The 14791-nt window shown below is 56.0% G+C and carries 16 protein-coding genes; 6 read left to right on the top strand and 10 right to left on the bottom strand.

What is annotated here, in order from left to right; genetic code table 11:
- Positions 1-782 precede the first annotated feature (782 nt).
- From Q0915_RS17135 to Q0915_RS17125, 3 genes are read right to left on the bottom strand one after another with little or no spacing between them, the layout of a single operon-like run.
- Entirely contained in the window at positions 783-1154 is a 372-nt protein-coding gene (locus Q0915_RS17135) for a hypothetical protein (RefSeq protein WP_299544352.1), read from the bottom strand.
- Between the two features lies 1 nt (position 1155).
- Positions 1156-2343: an MFS transporter gene (locus tag Q0915_RS17130; RefSeq protein ID WP_299476021.1), complete on the bottom strand. Its 1188-nt coding sequence runs from the start codon at positions 2341-2343 to the stop codon at positions 1156-1158.
- On the bottom strand, positions 2333-2692 hold the full coding sequence (locus Q0915_RS17125) for an MmcQ/YjbR family DNA-binding protein (RefSeq protein ID WP_299476018.1): 360 nt from the start codon (positions 2690-2692) through the stop codon (positions 2333-2335). Before Q0915_RS17125 ends, Q0915_RS17130 begins: the two co-directional genes overlap by 11 nt.
- 155 nt (positions 2693-2847) lie before the next feature.
- Here Q0915_RS17125 and Q0915_RS17120 point away from each other — a divergent pair, with 155 nt between their 5' ends.
- Together Q0915_RS17120 and Q0915_RS17115 are read left to right on the top strand one after the other, a co-directional pair.
- On the top strand, positions 2848-3666 hold the full coding sequence (locus tag Q0915_RS17120) for an RNA polymerase sigma factor (protein WP_299476015.1): 819 nt from the start codon (positions 2848-2850) through the stop codon (positions 3664-3666).
- Positions 3667-3756: 90 nt separating this feature from the next.
- Positions 3757-4242: a DUF4440 domain-containing protein gene (locus Q0915_RS17115; RefSeq protein WP_299476013.1), complete on the top strand. Its 486-nt coding sequence runs from the start codon at positions 3757-3759 to the stop codon at positions 4240-4242.
- A gap of 65 nt (positions 4243-4307) precedes the next feature.
- Here the strand turns inward: Q0915_RS17115 and Q0915_RS17110 are convergent, their stop codons facing one another.
- Positions 4308-4625 carry a hypothetical protein gene (locus Q0915_RS17110; protein WP_299476011.1) on the bottom strand — a complete coding sequence of 106 codons (318 nt, stop codon included), beginning with the start codon at positions 4623-4625 and terminating at the stop codon, positions 4308-4310.
- Between the two features lie 116 nt (positions 4626-4741).
- On the opposite strand from Q0915_RS17110, the gene Q0915_RS17105 reads away from it, so the two are divergent.
- From Q0915_RS17105 to Q0915_RS17095, 3 genes are all read left to right on the top strand, one after another.
- The gene (locus Q0915_RS17105; RefSeq protein WP_299476009.1) at positions 4742-5590 is read left to right on the top strand and encodes a LysR family transcriptional regulator; all 849 of its coding nucleotides are present in this window, start codon (positions 4742-4744) and stop codon (positions 5588-5590) included.
- Between the two features lie 159 nt (positions 5591-5749).
- Positions 5750-6178: an Hsp20 family protein gene (locus Q0915_RS17100; protein WP_299476006.1), complete on the top strand. Its 429-nt coding sequence runs from the start codon at positions 5750-5752 to the stop codon at positions 6176-6178.
- A 33-nt stretch (positions 6179-6211) separates the two neighbouring features.
- Entirely contained in the window at positions 6212-6496 is a 285-nt protein-coding gene (locus Q0915_RS17095; protein WP_299476004.1) for a DUF1150 domain-containing protein, read from the top strand.
- A gap of 111 nt (positions 6497-6607) precedes the next feature.
- On the opposite strand, the gene Q0915_RS17090 is transcribed toward Q0915_RS17095, so the two are convergent.
- The 3 genes from Q0915_RS17090 to Q0915_RS17080 all read right to left on the bottom strand — a co-directional run bounded on the left by Q0915_RS17090 (position 6608) and on the right by Q0915_RS17080 (position 9560).
- A complete protein-coding gene (locus Q0915_RS17090) occupies positions 6608-7618 on the bottom strand; it encodes a class 1 fructose-bisphosphatase (RefSeq protein ID WP_299476001.1) in 1011 nt (336 codons plus the stop codon).
- A 138-nt stretch (positions 7619-7756) separates the two neighbouring features.
- Entirely contained in the window at positions 7757-8608 is an 852-nt protein-coding gene (locus Q0915_RS17085; RefSeq protein ID WP_299475998.1) for a carbohydrate ABC transporter permease, read from the bottom strand.
- Between the two features lie 4 nt (positions 8609-8612).
- Positions 8613-9560 (bottom strand): sugar ABC transporter permease, encoded by a 948-nt coding sequence (locus Q0915_RS17080; RefSeq protein ID WP_299475996.1) that lies wholly within the window; start codon positions 9558-9560, stop codon positions 8613-8615.
- 547 nt (positions 9561-10107) lie between these two features.
- On the opposite strand from Q0915_RS17080, the gene Q0915_RS17075 reads away from it, so the two are divergent.
- The gene (locus tag Q0915_RS17075; RefSeq protein ID WP_299475994.1) at positions 10108-10704 is read left to right on the top strand and encodes a TetR/AcrR family transcriptional regulator; all 597 of its coding nucleotides are present in this window, start codon (positions 10108-10110) and stop codon (positions 10702-10704) included.
- Positions 10705-10784: 80 nt separating this feature from the next.
- Here Q0915_RS17075 and Q0915_RS17070 read toward each other — a convergent pair whose 3' ends face one another.
- The 3 genes from Q0915_RS17070 to Q0915_RS17060 form a co-directional block, all read right to left on the bottom strand.
- Positions 10785-11603, bottom strand: coding sequence for a hypothetical protein (locus Q0915_RS17070; protein ID WP_299475992.1), 819 nt, complete (start codon positions 11601-11603; stop codon positions 10785-10787).
- Between the two features lie 458 nt (positions 11604-12061).
- Positions 12062-13348, bottom strand: coding sequence for an OpgC domain-containing protein (locus Q0915_RS17065; protein WP_299475990.1), 1287 nt, complete (start codon positions 13346-13348; stop codon positions 12062-12064).
- Positions 13349-13390: 42 nt separating this feature from the next.
- Complete coding sequence (locus Q0915_RS17060; protein ID WP_299475988.1) at positions 13391-14776, bottom strand: tetratricopeptide repeat protein; 1386 nt, start codon at positions 14774-14776, stop codon at positions 13391-13393.
- Between the last annotated feature and the right edge of the window lie 15 nt (positions 14777-14791).

The raw sequence follows: 14791 nt of genomic DNA, 5'->3' as shown, positions 1-14791 counted from the left end.
TTTCATTTGCCGCCAATACGGATCACTGGATCCCGGTCTTGCCGCTTGTGCGGCAAACCGGGACGACAACCTTGGAATGGCCCGTCCTATTTCACTGCGCCGCTGCCGCCCGACCGCAGGGAAAAGAACCTCATCCTGAGGAGGCCCGGACGGGCCGTCTCGAAGGATGGACCACACAGCACTGAGCCTGCCGCCCATCCTTCGAGACAGCGCTCTCGCGCTTCCTCAGGATGAGGGTGATTTCGCCGGTTGCTTCCGGGTTTGGCAGCACGTTTGGGCTACCTATCCGGCGTCGTCATTCTCTCAATTGTCTCCCTGAACAAGTGAGAGGCAAAAGCTCTGAGATCTCACGCGATAGGGCTCTGTCTTTCCCTTGTCATCCCTGCGCAGGCAGGGATCCAGTAACCGCTTGTCTGATCGTCTATTTCATTTGCTGCCAATACGGATCACTGGATCCCGGTCTTGCCGCTTGTGCGGCAAACCGGGATGACAACCTTGGAGTGGCCCGGCCTATTTCACTGCGCCGCTGCCGCCCGACTGTAGGGAAAGAACCTCATCCTGAGGAGGCCCGGACGGGCCGTCTCGAAGGATGGACCACGCGGCACTGAGCCTGCCGCCCATCCTTCGAGACAGCGCTCTCGCGCTTCCTCAGGATGAGGTTGCGTGACTGGTTTCACTCGACACTAGCTAATTTCAATCAGCTGAAACATTCTTAGAACCGTTAGCTGCGGAAACACCTTTTAAAAGGACATCTAATGGCTGAAACTCGCCACATAAGAGACTTAGAACCGATCATCTTCGCCCGTGATCTTGAGCATAATCTTCGCAAGAAAAACCAGGCTCAAATAAGCGGAAAACAAAACTTGAAAACCGAAGGCAAACGTTAAAAATCTTTGCGTTGGAAACAGGTTTAACAGCAAAAAATAAACGAGCCAGCCAACAGCACAGGCAATAGTCTCTGAAATATAAGAGTGATTGCCTCGTTTTCTTTTATTATTGAAGTAAACAAAAAAATAGTAAAGGGGTATCAACAATAAACAAAAACCCAATTTAGCAGTATATCTGGATTCAATTTCTTGATTGATGAAAATAAAGTATGCGGCGACTAGAATAACATAAAGCACTGCTGCCGCTTTGTGGTTCGTTTTTTTCACTTCAACTGATCCGCTTCAGCCGCAACATCCCCGCGATCCCGAAGGCAGGACCAATCGCCATCAGGGCGAACATGCCGGGCCAGCCGATCAGCTCCGCGCCAAGCGGTGTGAGCTGGACAGTGAAAAACGTCAGCGCAAAGCCGAGGGCGGTCTGGAAGCTCATCAGGCTGCCGGCCTGTTCGGGCGGGGCGTAGTCGGCAACGAGCGCGGAGAACTGGGCAGAATCCGGCAGGATCGCCGCGCCCCAGATCAAAACGCACAGGATCGTCAGCCACACCGGACCGCCGAATGTGATGGCTGATGCGATGGCGGCAGATCCGCTGACGACCATGGCGAGGATTGCGATGTTTGCCTTGCCAACCCGGTCGGCAACGATGCCGGCGATGACGCTGGCAACGCCCCCGGCAGCAATCGTCAGAAAGGCGATCAGGCGCGACAGGGATACGGCCTCGCTTTCCGGAAGATGAGCGGAAAAAGAAAGCGTCAGCGCAACGCCGATCCAGGCCCACATGGCATAGAGCTCCCACATGTGCCCGAGATATCCGGCATAAGCGTAGCGGATTTTCCGATCGGTCCAGGCAGTAAAGATCGCCTCGACTTTCATGCGCGGGGCCTTGGCATGAAACGGTCCGAGCGCTGCAAAGAGGCAGAGGGCCCCGCCGGCAGCGGATGCGATGGAGGCAACGATCAGGCTCCAGCGCCAGTCTGCACCACCCAGCAGTGCCAGCAAGTGCGGCGCGGCAGAACCAAGGGTGAGAGCGCCGACAAGCGTACCGACCAGAAAACCCCGATCCTTCTGTCCCCAGCCGACGGCGATCTTCATGCCGACCGGATAGACACCGGCAAGCAATGCGCCCGTTGCGAAGCGCGCAAATATGGAAAGGCTTCCGCCCGGCTCGACAACCAGAAGGCTGGCGTTGAAAAGCGCCGCGGCGATGGCGCAAAAGGCAAAGAGCTTGCGCGGATCGATCCGGTCCGCAAGACCGAGCAATGCAGACGCAAGCGCACCGACCACGAACCCGATCTGGACGGCGCTTGATAGGGCCGCCTGGCGCATTTCGGAAATCTGAAATTCCCGCGTGAGGTCCGGCAGAATGGCAGCAGACATGAACCACAGGCTCATGCCGGCAACCTCGGCAATCATCAGGAGTGACAGCGAGCGCCACTTTCCTTGAAATTCACGCGCCAAGGCCAAGCTCTTTCCGGACTTTTTTGGTGAGTTTGCCCGCGATAATCTTGTGCGCGGCGACGATATAGGCCTTCAGGTCCTCGTCGGAAAGAGCGCCTTCCTGTTCCATCTGCACCCACTTTGCCCGGGCAAGATAAGGCGCGGGGATCATGCCCTCCTGCTGGATCAGCAGCGAATAGGAAAGGTCCGAACACTTGAAGCCGATGCGCTGATGATCGCCATCGCCCCAGCGGGAGCAGATCGCGAAAATCTTGCCGCCGACTTTCCAGACGGAGGCATTGCCCCACTGGATGACATGGGTGGTGGCAGTCAATTCACTGCAAAAGGCGTCGAATTCGTCGCGGGTCATTTGAAACTCGTGTCTGAACAGCACGTGGAGGACGGGAGCGCAGAGTGACGTTTCATGCCCTATCGTGCAAGCCGCCACGTAATCAAAAAAATATGTCACACATTTCCCGCTCATCCCCTCTAACACTATAGAGCAACAGCTAACAGGACCATGCGATGACAAGCGGTGACGTTTCCCTTGAGACGGTGACAGCAGCCCAGGCCGGTGACCGGCAGGCCCTTGAGGACGTGCTGGCGGGGCTTCAGGACAGGATCTATGCCCTGGCAATGCGGGTCCTGGTCAATCCGGACGACGCAGGCGAGGCGACCCAGGAAATCCTGATCCAGATTCTGACCAAGCTGTCGACGTTTCGCGGCGAGAGCGCCCTGTCAACCTGGGCCTACCAGATTGCCGTTCGCCATATTCTCAATGCCAGGAAACTGCGCGACCGGGACCTGGGTCTGACATTTGAAATGTTCGCTGCCGATCTGGAAACCGGGCTTGTCGCCGATCCGCCCGCCGCACCCGATCAGGCGCTGCTGCTCAATGAGCTACGCACCTCCTGCACGATGGCGATGCTGCTGTGTCTGACCCTGGACCTGCGACTGGCCTATGTCCTTGGTGATGTTTTCGAATTGGGCCATACCGAAGCATCACAAATTCTGGAGCTGACGCCGGCGACTTACAGGAAACGTTTGTCGAGGGCTCGCAACGAGGTGATTGCCTTTACCAGTCAGCACTGCGGGTTGGTCAGCAATCAGGCCAAGTGCAGTTGTCCGCGACGCCTACCGGCCGCGATCAAATCGGGAAGGGTTCGCAGCGGGTCTTACCCGAATTCTGCCGGATCGCCTCTCGACTATGCCACCGCGAAACGGCAGATCGCCTCAGTCGTTGATGACCTGAAATCGTTCAAGCTGCAGCAGGCCGTTCCCGGCCAGATGTGCCCGGAAGACATCCGCGGCCGGCTGACCCGCATTCTTTCACACGCGCTTTAGTCCCGTTCCGCCAGACATCTGACTTTCCAACCAGCTTGGCAACAGGCGGGGCTGGCACCGCTTTGCCTGACAAACCGAAGGAGACACGAGATGAAGCGTCCAATCCGCATGGGGGCAATCGCAATTGCCATCGCCCTTTCAACTCTTTCCACTCCAATACATGCAGAAGGAACCGGAGACATGACACAGGATGAAAAAGACGTTCTGGCACTCGTTCAGACAATGACGCGATCGTTCGAAGCGGGCGATCTGGACAAGGTCATGAAAACCTACGAGAACAACCAGACCATCATGTTTCAGCCGGGCGAGGCCGTGTCGGACGGCATCGCTGCACGGCAAATCTTTGAACAGTTCGCGGCTGTCTCTCCGAAGTTCTCATATTCCGGACACGAGGTGATCGTTGAAGGCGACTTGGCCATACATATCGCTCCCTGGCGGATGAACGGCCGGGACCCTGAGGGAAATCCGGTAACCGGTGACGGTCTGTCGATCGCGGTACTGCGGCGCCAGCCGGACGGGTCCTGGAAAATGGTCATCGACAACCCGCACGGCAGCCATCTGATGGGAAGCAAATAACACTGCCATACGGGCCGCATCCGAAAGAATGCGGCCTCCGCGGCAAGGCTGCATTTGCACAGGCATTATTTGCAGCAATCAGGGCAATCGGGCTGCCGTTCCGGTTTCATTGGATCTTCAAGGATCGGGCGGGGCAGGCGCGGTTTCAATAAGAAGGACAATAAAACCGGAATCCAGCGAAACCGGACGAAGGCGCGAAGCAGCGCGATCTGTTTTTGCCGGCGAAGTTCAAGTGCCTCTCTTTCATAGCGGACATGCTCTGGCACCTCTTCCGGCCAGAGGTCCTGGTGGTAAGGATAAAGCTCCCGGCGCGGATCGTTCCATACAAGCGGGTCGTCGCAATCAGGCTTGCGAAGGTTCGAGAGAGAATAGGGGACTGGCATCTGCAATTTCCTCTCATATTTGATTTCAATGTCAGGATTGATGCAGAATTTCGCACGAGTGAGCGATATCTGTATGTTTTTGAATTGAAATTGAGGTTTCAAAAATGAAACAAACTATGGATTGGGAAGATTTACGGCTGTTTCTTGCCGTTGCAAAGGCAAGCGGGCTGGCGGGCGCAGCGGAAAAAACCGGCGTTAGTGCGGCGACCCTTGGAAGACGTGTTTCTTCACTGGAAAAGAGCCTGAATGTCAGGCTGGTCGAGCGCGAGGCGCGCGGCTACGTGCTGACCCAGGCCGGCCGGGAGCTTGTATTGCAGCTCGAGGGCATGGACGAGGTGGCGCAGTCGATTTCAAGGTGGCGGGAAAGCGGTAGAACCAAACGCCGTGTCCGCATCTCCGCAGGCGACTGGACCGCGCGCCTGCTCATGGACAATATCGGTGAATTCTGGTCACCGGAGGCGAGCTGGGTACCCGAGTTCCTGGCCGACCCGCACAATCGCGATGTTGCCCGCCGCCAGATCGATATTGGTGTCAGAAGCCGGCGGCCGAAGCAGGAATGGCTGGCAGGCCGGAAAATCGGTACGGTCAGATACGCTGTCTATCAGGCAAAATCGGCCACTAAAGAAGCGGATTTCGGCTGGATCGGCGTGGTTGAGGACGAGGCGCATTTTCCAACGGGGAGCTGGATCAGGGAACATCACGGCGACGAGATCACGGTAACCGTCAACAAGGCGGTCCATGCGCTTTCGCTCGTGCGTCAGGGCGCTGGTCGAATGCTGTTGCCGTTGTTTGTCGGCGAAGCCTTTCGAGATCTTCAGCGGATGACAGAGCCGATTGACGACCTACAGACGGAAAGATGGCTGGTTATGCACCAGGATGAAAGGCACGAACCTGCGGTTCGCCAGGCACTGGCGGCACTCGCCAAGTTATTGAAAAGAGACCCGCATCTTCGAGCGGAATTCTAAGATCACCATGTTGTTGACGGGATTTACTTGTGAAAATCGCACTTGCCTTGAATCAAAATTAACTAGGCTCCATATTTAATCGTGAACGGAACCTTCGGGTTCCGGTCCGGATGCCTTGATGGGTCTGGGCGCAAGGTCGCTTCAACAAGGACTTTGAGGATGTCACGCATGTCAGCGTTTTCCAGCCCGTTTATGCTCGGGTTCGACGATATCGAGCGGGTGCTCGATCGCGTATCCAAGGCCGCCAATGACGGTTATCCGCCGTATAACATCGAACGTCTGCCGAAAGTGGAAGGCCAGGGAGATGTCATCCGGATCACTCTGGCGGTTGCCGGCTTCACCAGAGAACAACTCGATGTTTCGGTGGAAGAAAGCCAGTTGGTGATACGCGGCAGGCAGGTGGACGACAAGTCCCGTGAGTATTTGCACCGCGGCATCGCCGCGCGGCAGTTCCAGCGGGCATTCGTTCTGGCAGAGGGTATTGAGATCCTCGGTGCCGATCTGAAAGACGGTTTGCTGTCCATCGATCTGGCACGCCCCGAACCGGAACGCGTGATAAGAAAAATAGAAATCTCCAGCGGCGAATAGACCCTCGTTGGCAAAGAGAACGGAGAAAGACTGATGCACGATCCCAACAGCCCGGACTGGGCAGACCTTACACTTTTGTCCGAATTCATGTCGGCGGACGAATTGACGGAACTTGGTACGGGTGATGTTGCCTATATCAAGCCGATCAAGGCAGGTGATCTGAAGGAAATGTTTCCGGACGTTCCGCCTCTGCACGACAACGTTACGCTTTACGCGCTTCAGAATGCGGATGGCACGCCGATCCTGCTCGCAGACAGCCGGGAAGCTGCTGTTGCCAATGCCTTCGAGGCTGAACTCGAAATGGCATCCTTGCACTGATCGTCTGTGTAACGCTCAATGAAAAAACACCGGTCGAGAGGCCGGTGTTTTCGTGTGTACAAAAGGTTTATCGGCGACACGCCGAACTTGAATTTGGAACAATCGGTTTTGTTATCCCATCTCCCGATAGTGGGCTTCGATTCGCTCGACTTCCTCTGAACACCCGAGGATGACGCCAATCCTTTGATGATGAGATTGCGGCTGAACGCTAAGGATGCGCTCTCTTCCTGTGGAGGCGCGCCCGTTGGCCTGCTCGACGATGAAGCTCATCGGGTTTGCCTCGTAAAGAAGCCTGAGTTTTCCACCCCGCGACGCGTTTTCCTTGTCCGCAGGGTATAGGAAAATACCGCCGCGCGTCAGGATCCTGTGTACTTCGGCGACCATCGAGGCAGTCCATCTCATGTTGAAGGTTTTCTGTCTCGGACCGTCTTCGCCATCGATACATTCCTGCACATAGTGGCTGATGACGGGATCCCACTGACGCCAGCGGGACGCATTGATGGCGAATTCATCTGTTGTTTCCGGCAACTGCATGTTCGGAAAGGTCAGGAGAAACTCTCCGGTGCCCATCTTGTGCGTGAAACCGTTGACGCCTTGCCCGGTTGAAAACACCAGCGATGTCGACGGACCGTAGAGCGAATAGCCGGCAAAAATCTGTTTCGTACCCTTAACCAGAACCACATCGTTCGAAAGCGTCTCAATATCCTCCTCGAGCTCCACTACCGAAAAGATGGAGCCCACGGAGAGGTTTACATTGAGGTTCGAAGAGCCGTCGAGCGGATCGAAATAGAATAGGTAGTCACCCGCTTTGGGATGGTCTTTCAACCAGACGACATCGTCCAGTTCTTCCGACACAAGGCCGGCAACGCGCGTGCAGTTCGAGCAATGGCTGAGAAAGACATCGTTTGCGATGACATCGAGCTGCTTCTGCGTTTCGCCCTGGATATTGGACGTTTCCGTCGCGCCGAGGATGTCGAGAAAGGGTCCGTTGCGGATCTGATGTGAGATGATGCGGCAGGACGTTGCGACATCTTCGATCAACAGGACAAGGTCCTGATCAAGGGCATCCTGTTTTTGCAACTGAAGCAGGAATTTTCGCAGCGTTGTACTTTCAAGCGTCATGGTGTGCCCGTTTCTCCCCGCCTAACTGGCCGTAATCGTCGTCAAAAGTCTGAACTGATTTGCGGGAACAGAGCATAGCAGCCGCAGTGCGATGCGCCACCGGGATTTGGCAGGGCAGCGCAAAAGGGGGCGCACCCGTCAGCCCTTGCTTGCGCCAAGTGTCATGCCGGCGATGAATTGTTTCTGCATGAGGAAAAACAGAAGCACCGGAGGCATCGCTGCCAACAGGGATGCTGCGGATACAAGGTGATGCCGGCTGACGAACTGACCGTTCAAGGACTGTATTGCCGCAGTGATCGGACGGGTGTCATTGCTTTGCGTAAGGGCGGTTGCCCAAAAGAAATCGTTCCAGACGAAAGTGAACACCAGGATCAGCATTGCCGCCAAAGCCGGCTTTATCAAAGGGAGGATGATCCGCGTGAAAATCTGGATTTCACCGACGCCATCGAGCCTGGCTGTCTCGATCAGCTCGAAGGGGATTGTCTTTATGAAATTGCGGGAAACAAGAGCGCAAAATCCGGTTTGAAAGGCGACGTGGAAGAGCACAAGCCCGGTTGCTGTATCATAGAGCCCGGTCTCCAACGCGAGATTGCGGATCGGCACAAGAAGGATCTGGAAGGGAACGAAGTTTCCGGCCAGAAAGAGCAAAAAAAGCGGTGCTCCAATTTTCATCCGGTGGATGGCCAGCGCGTACCCGGCAAGACTGGCGATGCAGATCGCAAGAAGAGCGCTAGGAACTGTGATCTTCAGCGTATTGAGGAGATAAAAGGCAAACTCGGACTCGTTGAAGACCGCGACGTAGTTTTCGATGAGCTGGAACTCGCTGGGCCAGCCCATGATGTTGCCGCGCGTGATGTCGCCTTGTGACCGGATCGAGGTAACAAGGACGGCGAGCAAGGGAACGAGCCAGACGGCGACACAGACCGGCAGGAGCAGCTTGTAGAGCAATTGCGTGGATAGGGAGGTCTGTTCAATTGGCCGGGGAAACATGGTCTCAGTTTTCCGCCTCCAGCCGCATGGTCCGCCAGATGAAGAGCCCGAGAACAGCCATTGTCAAAAGGAAGAGAACCACCGCGATTGCGGCCCCATAGCCCTGGCGTGTTCCATATTCCGAAAGGGCCTGTTCGTACATGAAGTAGGCGAGCACTCTTGACGAACCATAGGGTCCCCCGTCCGTCATGATCACAACAAGGTCGTAAGACCGCAGGGCCCCGATGGCGGTCACAAGAAACGCAATGAAGGTAGCCGGTCTCAATTGCGGAAGGATCACGTACCACAGCAGTTTCAGCCCCCTGGCATTGTCCAGCCGGGCCGCTTCGATTTGGTCCTGCGAAAGCGTGCAAAGACCGGTCAGGTAGATCAGCGCGCAAAAGGCGGTCTGGGGCCACAGACCTGCCGCGATCAATCCGAAATTCACAAGAACCGGGTCTCCCAGAATGGCTGGTGCTGAGCCGCCCGACGCCTCCCATAATTTCGCAACCAGGCCAAAACGCGGGTTATAAAACCACGTAAAGATCAGACCGACGACGACCTGCGAGATTACGAATGGGAAAAAGAAGAGTGACCTGTAGAGCCAGATCCCGCGAACCGTCTGATTGACGAGAAGGGCGATCGCAAGCCCGCCCGGAAGGGCGAGCATGAAGAGCAAGAACCACAACAGCGTATTTCGCAGCGAAACGTGAAAACGTGGATCTTCCAGTAACTCCAGGTAATTGCCCAATCCGATCCATTGCGCTTCATTCGACGCTCGAAACAATTCTGTTCCGGTCAGGCTGAAGAAAGACAAAAAGATCGAATGGACGAGCGGATAAAGAACAAGAACCGAAAAGACCAGAATTGCAGGCGCGATAAAGAAATACGCCTTGATGCGACGCGGCATTTTTGGAACAAACTTGAAGATGGATCGGCTTTCGGCAGCACTTGCCGTCAGAACATTGCTCATGTCCGAACCTGTCTTTCGTTGACGCCTTCAAGCACTGGATTTTCAGACCCTGAAGCCCGGTCCGAACCTCTGCTCAGGAAAGAACCGAACGGTCCCGTTTATGGAAGGCTCCGCGAAGGTGCGCGTCGCCGGTGTCGTTGCAGGTTCTGCTTCGCTCGCGTTGGCTCAGCTGCACCTTTGATCCATCTCGTTTCACAGTCTGAGTAAAGCGCACAGTGCCTTCAGGAAGTGCGGTACGCACCTGCTATTCACCCTCACCGATCTGAGGCTTGCGACTGACAATCAATGAATACGAGGTAAATGGACAATTGTCCGTTTGTCAATGCGCGTGTAGGATAATTGTTGTCCTTGATGGTTTCGAAACAGCCGGGTCAATCTGGTGTTCAGGCATCGACGCTTGGACGGGGGACGGATGCCGTGCCGAAAACTAATCGGCTTAGACATGCGCCGGCGTCTATCGGCTCGGGCTTGGTTCGGTTCAGGTGACTCTGCTAGAAGGAGTTCTCCAAGTGTCTGGCTTGCGATTTGTTTTGCGTTTGAGGTGTCTATGACGAGAAGCGATGCTGTTGAAAATCGAAGTCTGATCTTGAGCGTCGTTGAAGAAGCAATCAAAAGCGGCCGGCGCCCTCTGCCGACGATGTCAGACATCGTGAAGGCGTCAGGTCTGGGACGCGGGACCGTCTATCGGCATTTCGCAGATATCGGCGAGTTGTTCTTTGCGTATCTGCAGGATGGCTACACGAAATTATGCTGCACCTATGAGCCCGAGTGGATCAGCGGGGGGCGGGCCGTCCTGCGAAAGCGGCTTCAGGAATTTCTCACCCTGTATTTCAGGTTCAATATAGAAAACCACACGCTTCTATCCTCACCGGAATGTCTGACCTCAGAGGGTCTCCAGCTTGCAAAGAACGAACTCCGCAGGAAGATCTTCGTAACGGCGACCCTCATGTCTGACACGCCGTTGAAACCGATCGAGCTGTCCAAATGGGCCGACGTGATGGCCCATTGTGTCGAAACAGGTCACCTTATGTCGTGTCACATCCTGGAAGCGAGATCTGAGATCTCTGTTGGAATTGCCATGAATTTGCTCGACCAGTTTCTTGAGCTGAATGAAGCGTCCGCAGCACCCAATTCATCGACCTGAACCAGCGGGCTTCTTCTTTCATGTCGATGGTTGAGATATTACTCAACCGACTGTTTTTGTTCGCTTTCGAGACTATTCGTCTAGTTGCCTTGGTTTGCTGCACTGATGTGCTCGATCCATTGTGTGACTTGCGGCATCCAACTGAGCGGCCAGTCATGGTTTCCACCATAAAGGCAAAAACGTCGCGCATCGTCGTCCCAGCTCCGGCACCAATACTCGCCGGTAAAGTCAAAGCTGTCGGGCTGCAAATTCCCGGCAGCCTGTCGGAAAAGTCCGAAGCCGGCAAAGACATCGCCCGAAGTAACCTGATCGTACCGCAACCCTTCCAGGGGCAAGACGTCATCAGCGAATGCATGCGTTTGAAAAATACTGACATTTGAAACGCAGCTCTCCGGCAAAGGGTTCCACATGGCCCCGTTCAAAACCGCGAAGCCGGCGAACCCTTCCGGGTCTTTGCACGCTGTGTCCAATGTGGCGGACCCTCCGAGCGAAAACCCGACCAGATAGATCCTGCTTCTGTCGACTTCGATTTTTTCCGAAAAATCGTCGATTGCTTCCCAGATATATTGCCGGTCATCGCGAATGCCTGGAAATCCCGGCCAGACAGACCAGCCGTTCAGAGCGCCGTCGCGTTCGGCAACCGTGCCTTCCGCAGCAAGAAAGGCAAAACCTTTCTTGATTGCGTTGTCGACCAGAACCCGGTCAACATTGATGACACGCTCAGAAGAGCTTGCGTAGCCATGCAGAAACACGATGAGGGGCAGCGGCCCGGCTATCGTTTCGGGGACTTCGTAGCGGTAGAAACCGGTGTCGACCTGACAAGCCGCTCCCGGTTCACAGGCGGCTGCGTATGCGGGAGAAAGTATGCCTACCAATAGAGAGTACAAAAGGTTCTTCATCTTGACTGCCATGCTCGAGACAAATTCGACGTCAATTAAACGGACACTTGTCCGTTTGTCAATTCGATCAGATGAATTAGGTTCTCTCACGACGACAGTTTGAACCCTTTTCGAAACGCACGCAGAAAACGGATCGTGTTCCCGAAATGGAAAAGCGCAAAGGTGATCAGATCAGCTTGAAGGTGAGATGTCGCTGTGTAGGCCTCAGGGTTGGCATGCCCCGCGAATGGCCAGGCATTTACGAAAAGAGGCCTTGCAACTTTCCGATTTAACCGGCCGGGCATCGGGCATTTTCGTATCCGTCCCTGCCGCAAATCTACTGACGCGGCACAGGAGCCGTGCAACTGGCATACACGGTCGGACGTCGACGCATTGACAGACACCGAAACAAGACTCATACGGCGTGTGGCGCTCCATAAGGAAAGCGACGCAGCTGGGTGACGAGATTCCGGCGCTTGTCAGGTCAGCGCCGGTTCCTTTGTGTCGGATGACTTGCGTTCGGTGTTTGGTGCGTTTCCGTCCCTCGGGGCAGATCCCGGCTTTCCGTCTGACGATGATCCCGAAACGGATGGAGGTGGTTTGCGCCAGGGCTGGCCTTTGTACCATGCGACCAGATAGGCGACCGCAATGAGAGCCAGGAACCCGGCGAAATTGGTGAAGATCTGCGCCAGCCATTCTCCGCGCGCCCAGGCCATATCCCTCAGGATCGCGACGGTTTGCGCAATTACGAGGCTGGCCATGAAAACGGCAAGCGATTGCTGGCCGACCTTCTGGACGACGCGTACGAACCCTCCCCAGAGCTTGCCGTGTCCGAGCAGATACTTGCCATGTTCGCCCGCCGCGACCCAGGCCACATAGGCAAGTGCGAGAAAATGGATGTAGCGCAGGATGCCGAATTCGGTCTTGACCCAGAGCGGCCGGATGGCTTCGCGGACCTCCCGTGCCCAGACGACATCCAGGTGGTTCGCGCTGTGGATGCGGAAATAGGCGAAGGGGATCGTGACTAGAATAATCGCGATCGCAAACAGGATCAGCTTCCGGTTGACGGGCGGCGCCGGGATCCAGCCGCGCATGAACGCAAAGCCCGTAAAGAACAGCATTTGCCAGGCGAAGGGATTGAAGAACCACTTGCGATCGGACCAGGGCTCCGCCGGCAGGTCAAGAACACCGAACTGCGAAGCCAGCCAGAGCCCGATGGAAAACGCGAATGCTCCAGGTACCGAATAACGCGAGATCAGCATGATTGCCGGCATTATCGCCAGGATCACCACATACATCGGCAGGATGTCGAAGTAATTGGGCACCCAGGTCATGGTCATGAGGCCCGGAAGGGCAATTTCAGTTTTATTGTAGAGATGCCAAAGGTTGAGCGAATTGACATAGTCCTGCGTCAGGCCACAGCAACTGTTCAAAAAACCGCTCTCATGGACCATGACCAACCCGACGGCAATGACCAGAAACTGTCCTAGGAACGCCCAGTAGACCTGCCACATGCGCTGGGCGACACGGGCAGCACCGATGCCCCATCCGTAAATGTCAAAGGTCTTGCCGAACGCAAGCGCGGACGCCATCCCGGAACAGAAAACGAAAATTTCCGTAGCGTCGGAAAAACCGAACCGTGCGGGGATCCAAAGGGTCCACCAGTTCCACGGTACGTGCGCAATAAAAATGATGAACATCCCGATCCCGCGAAAGAAGTCGAGTCGCGGGTCGCGCGGACGTTTGGTTTGCGTATGTACGTTCACGTCTAATCCAGATTAATTCAGTCGATCAGGTTCAGGTGCTGCCTAAACGGAGTTGGCAGCCCTGAGGTTCTCGTCTTCCATGACCTGTTCGGCTCGTTGCATCTTGCTGCATATGTCAAGTCGCTGCTCGGCGAAACGATCCATCGCGCCGCGCTTTGTGCTCCGGCTCTTGATGATCGCTTCCGCCTCCGTTGAGAACCCGGCGCGCAAGGCGGCGTCGATCGTGATGCGCTCGAAAACGTCACGCTGCGCGTGGGAGCCACCGATGGTGTAAAGATTGTCGCGCGCCGACGTCAAAAGGGAAAATGCCGAGGCATAGTTGCCTTTCCGGTATTGTTCGAGCCCGAGGCCTGTCGGAAGCCCGGCTTCGGCTGAGACCCGGCCGATATCCGTTTCGCTACTTGCCCGCTCTTTCAAACCGGTGAGCAACCGGTCCGCGCCCATGCGCCGCCCGCCGTTCAACAGTGCCAGCAGATAGTGAAGATCGGCAAACACATTGCAGCCATCCTCGGCGCGCTTGTCGGAAAGCTGCGCAATTTCTTCCCACCGCGCACCGACATCAACGCCTTCAAGTTCAAGGCGGGCGAGCAGGGAGGCGGCATTGGAAATGTCGCGGTAGTCGTCTGTCTTGTCCTTGCGGATGTCGGCATCGTAAAGCGCCAGCGCTTTGTCGGCCTGGCCCTGATCCAGATACATCAGCGCAAGGTGCCACCAGACATGATAGCCGAAATTGTTGCAGTGAGCCCATCCGTCGGGATGGTTCTCAAGCCAGCCTGCGCCCTCCTCGGAGCGGCCGGTCATATCGTGGACATGCGCAACGGCATGCAGCCCCCAGGCATCGTTGCGGGCAAACTCGAGCCCTCTGCGCCCGGATGCCTCGGCAAGGCGATACTCTCCGGTTTCTTCAAGGGAGAATGCGCGGCAGCCCAGGAGGTAGCCATAGGCAGGATGTTTTTCGTCATAGGCGGAAAACACGCGCTCGATGGACTGGCGCATGCCGACCGCGTCGCCAAGAACAAATCGGATCGCGTGAATGACCTTCATCATGAAAGCGTCTTCCGGAACGCGAACGAGCATTGCATCGAGGAGGTCTGCGGACCGTGTCGGGAAACCCTGCATCCAGGCGTCCAATGCATCGATAAAGGCCTGTTCGCGCTCGGTGACCGGAGTGTTCTGCGCCGAAGTCTTGGCAATCGAAAGACATTCCCGGGCGGTGCCAAAAAGCTCCTTGCGTCCCAGAAGCAGGCAGAACAGTCCGCGTGCCGCGTGGCCAAGCGCGAAATCCGGGCTCAGGCCAAGACAGGTTTCCAGATGTGTGGGCGTGGATTTGCCATGCGCAAGAAAGGCCAGAACGGTCGCATTCCATGCTGCTGCGGCGTCCTTGTCGGACAGTGTGAGATCGTACCCGAATTGATCGCTGAGACGCATGTTTGGCCTTTTCGT

This window comes from uncultured Roseibium sp., assembly GCF_947494555.1.
Lineage (GTDB): Bacteria > Pseudomonadota > Alphaproteobacteria > Rhizobiales > Stappiaceae > Roseibium.
The sequence above is the reverse complement of the archived record's forward strand: the minus strand, read 5'-3'. Positions and strand labels throughout refer to the sequence as shown.

What these genes read in the sequence shown, in the direction of transcription:
- Q0915_RS17075 (WP_299475994.1), top strand. Translation starts at nt 10,108, where the DNA reads ATGACGAGAAGCGATGCTGTTGAAAATCGAAGTCTGATCTTGAGCGTC.
- Q0915_RS17105 (WP_299476009.1), top strand. Translation starts at nt 4,742, where the DNA reads ATGGATTGGGAAGATTTACGGCTGTTTCTTGCCGTTGCAAAGGCAAGC.
- Q0915_RS17080 (WP_299475996.1), bottom strand. Translation starts at nt 9,560, where the DNA reads ATGAGCAATGTTCTGACGGCAAGTGCTGCCGAAAGCCGATCCATCTTC.
- Q0915_RS17090 (WP_299476001.1), bottom strand. Translation starts at nt 7,618, where the DNA reads ATGACGCTTGAAAGTACAACGCTGCGAAAATTCCTGCTTCAGTTGCAA.
- Q0915_RS17085 (WP_299475998.1), bottom strand. Translation starts at nt 8,608, where the DNA reads ATGTTTCCCCGGCCAATTGAACAGACCTCCCTATCCACGCAATTGCTC.
- Q0915_RS17110 (WP_299476011.1), bottom strand. Translation starts at nt 4,625, where the DNA reads ATGCCAGTCCCCTATTCTCTCTCGAACCTTCGCAAGCCTGATTGCGAC.
- Q0915_RS17115 (WP_299476013.1), top strand. Translation starts at nt 3,757, where the DNA reads ATGAAGCGTCCAATCCGCATGGGGGCAATCGCAATTGCCATCGCCCTT.
- Q0915_RS17070 (WP_299475992.1), bottom strand. Translation starts at nt 11,603, where the DNA reads ATGAAGAACCTTTTGTACTCTCTATTGGTAGGCATACTTTCTCCCGCA.
- Q0915_RS17125 (WP_299476018.1), bottom strand. Translation starts at nt 2,692, where the DNA reads ATGACCCGCGACGAATTCGACGCCTTTTGCAGTGAATTGACTGCCACC.
- Q0915_RS17060 (WP_299475988.1), bottom strand. Translation starts at nt 14,776, where the DNA reads ATGCGTCTCAGCGATCAATTCGGGTACGATCTCACACTGTCCGACAAG.
- Q0915_RS17120 (WP_299476015.1), top strand. Translation starts at nt 2,848, where the DNA reads ATGACAAGCGGTGACGTTTCCCTTGAGACGGTGACAGCAGCCCAGGCC.
- Q0915_RS17100 (WP_299476006.1), top strand. Translation starts at nt 5,750, where the DNA reads ATGTCACGCATGTCAGCGTTTTCCAGCCCGTTTATGCTCGGGTTCGAC.
- Q0915_RS17095 (WP_299476004.1), top strand. Translation starts at nt 6,212, where the DNA reads ATGCACGATCCCAACAGCCCGGACTGGGCAGACCTTACACTTTTGTCC.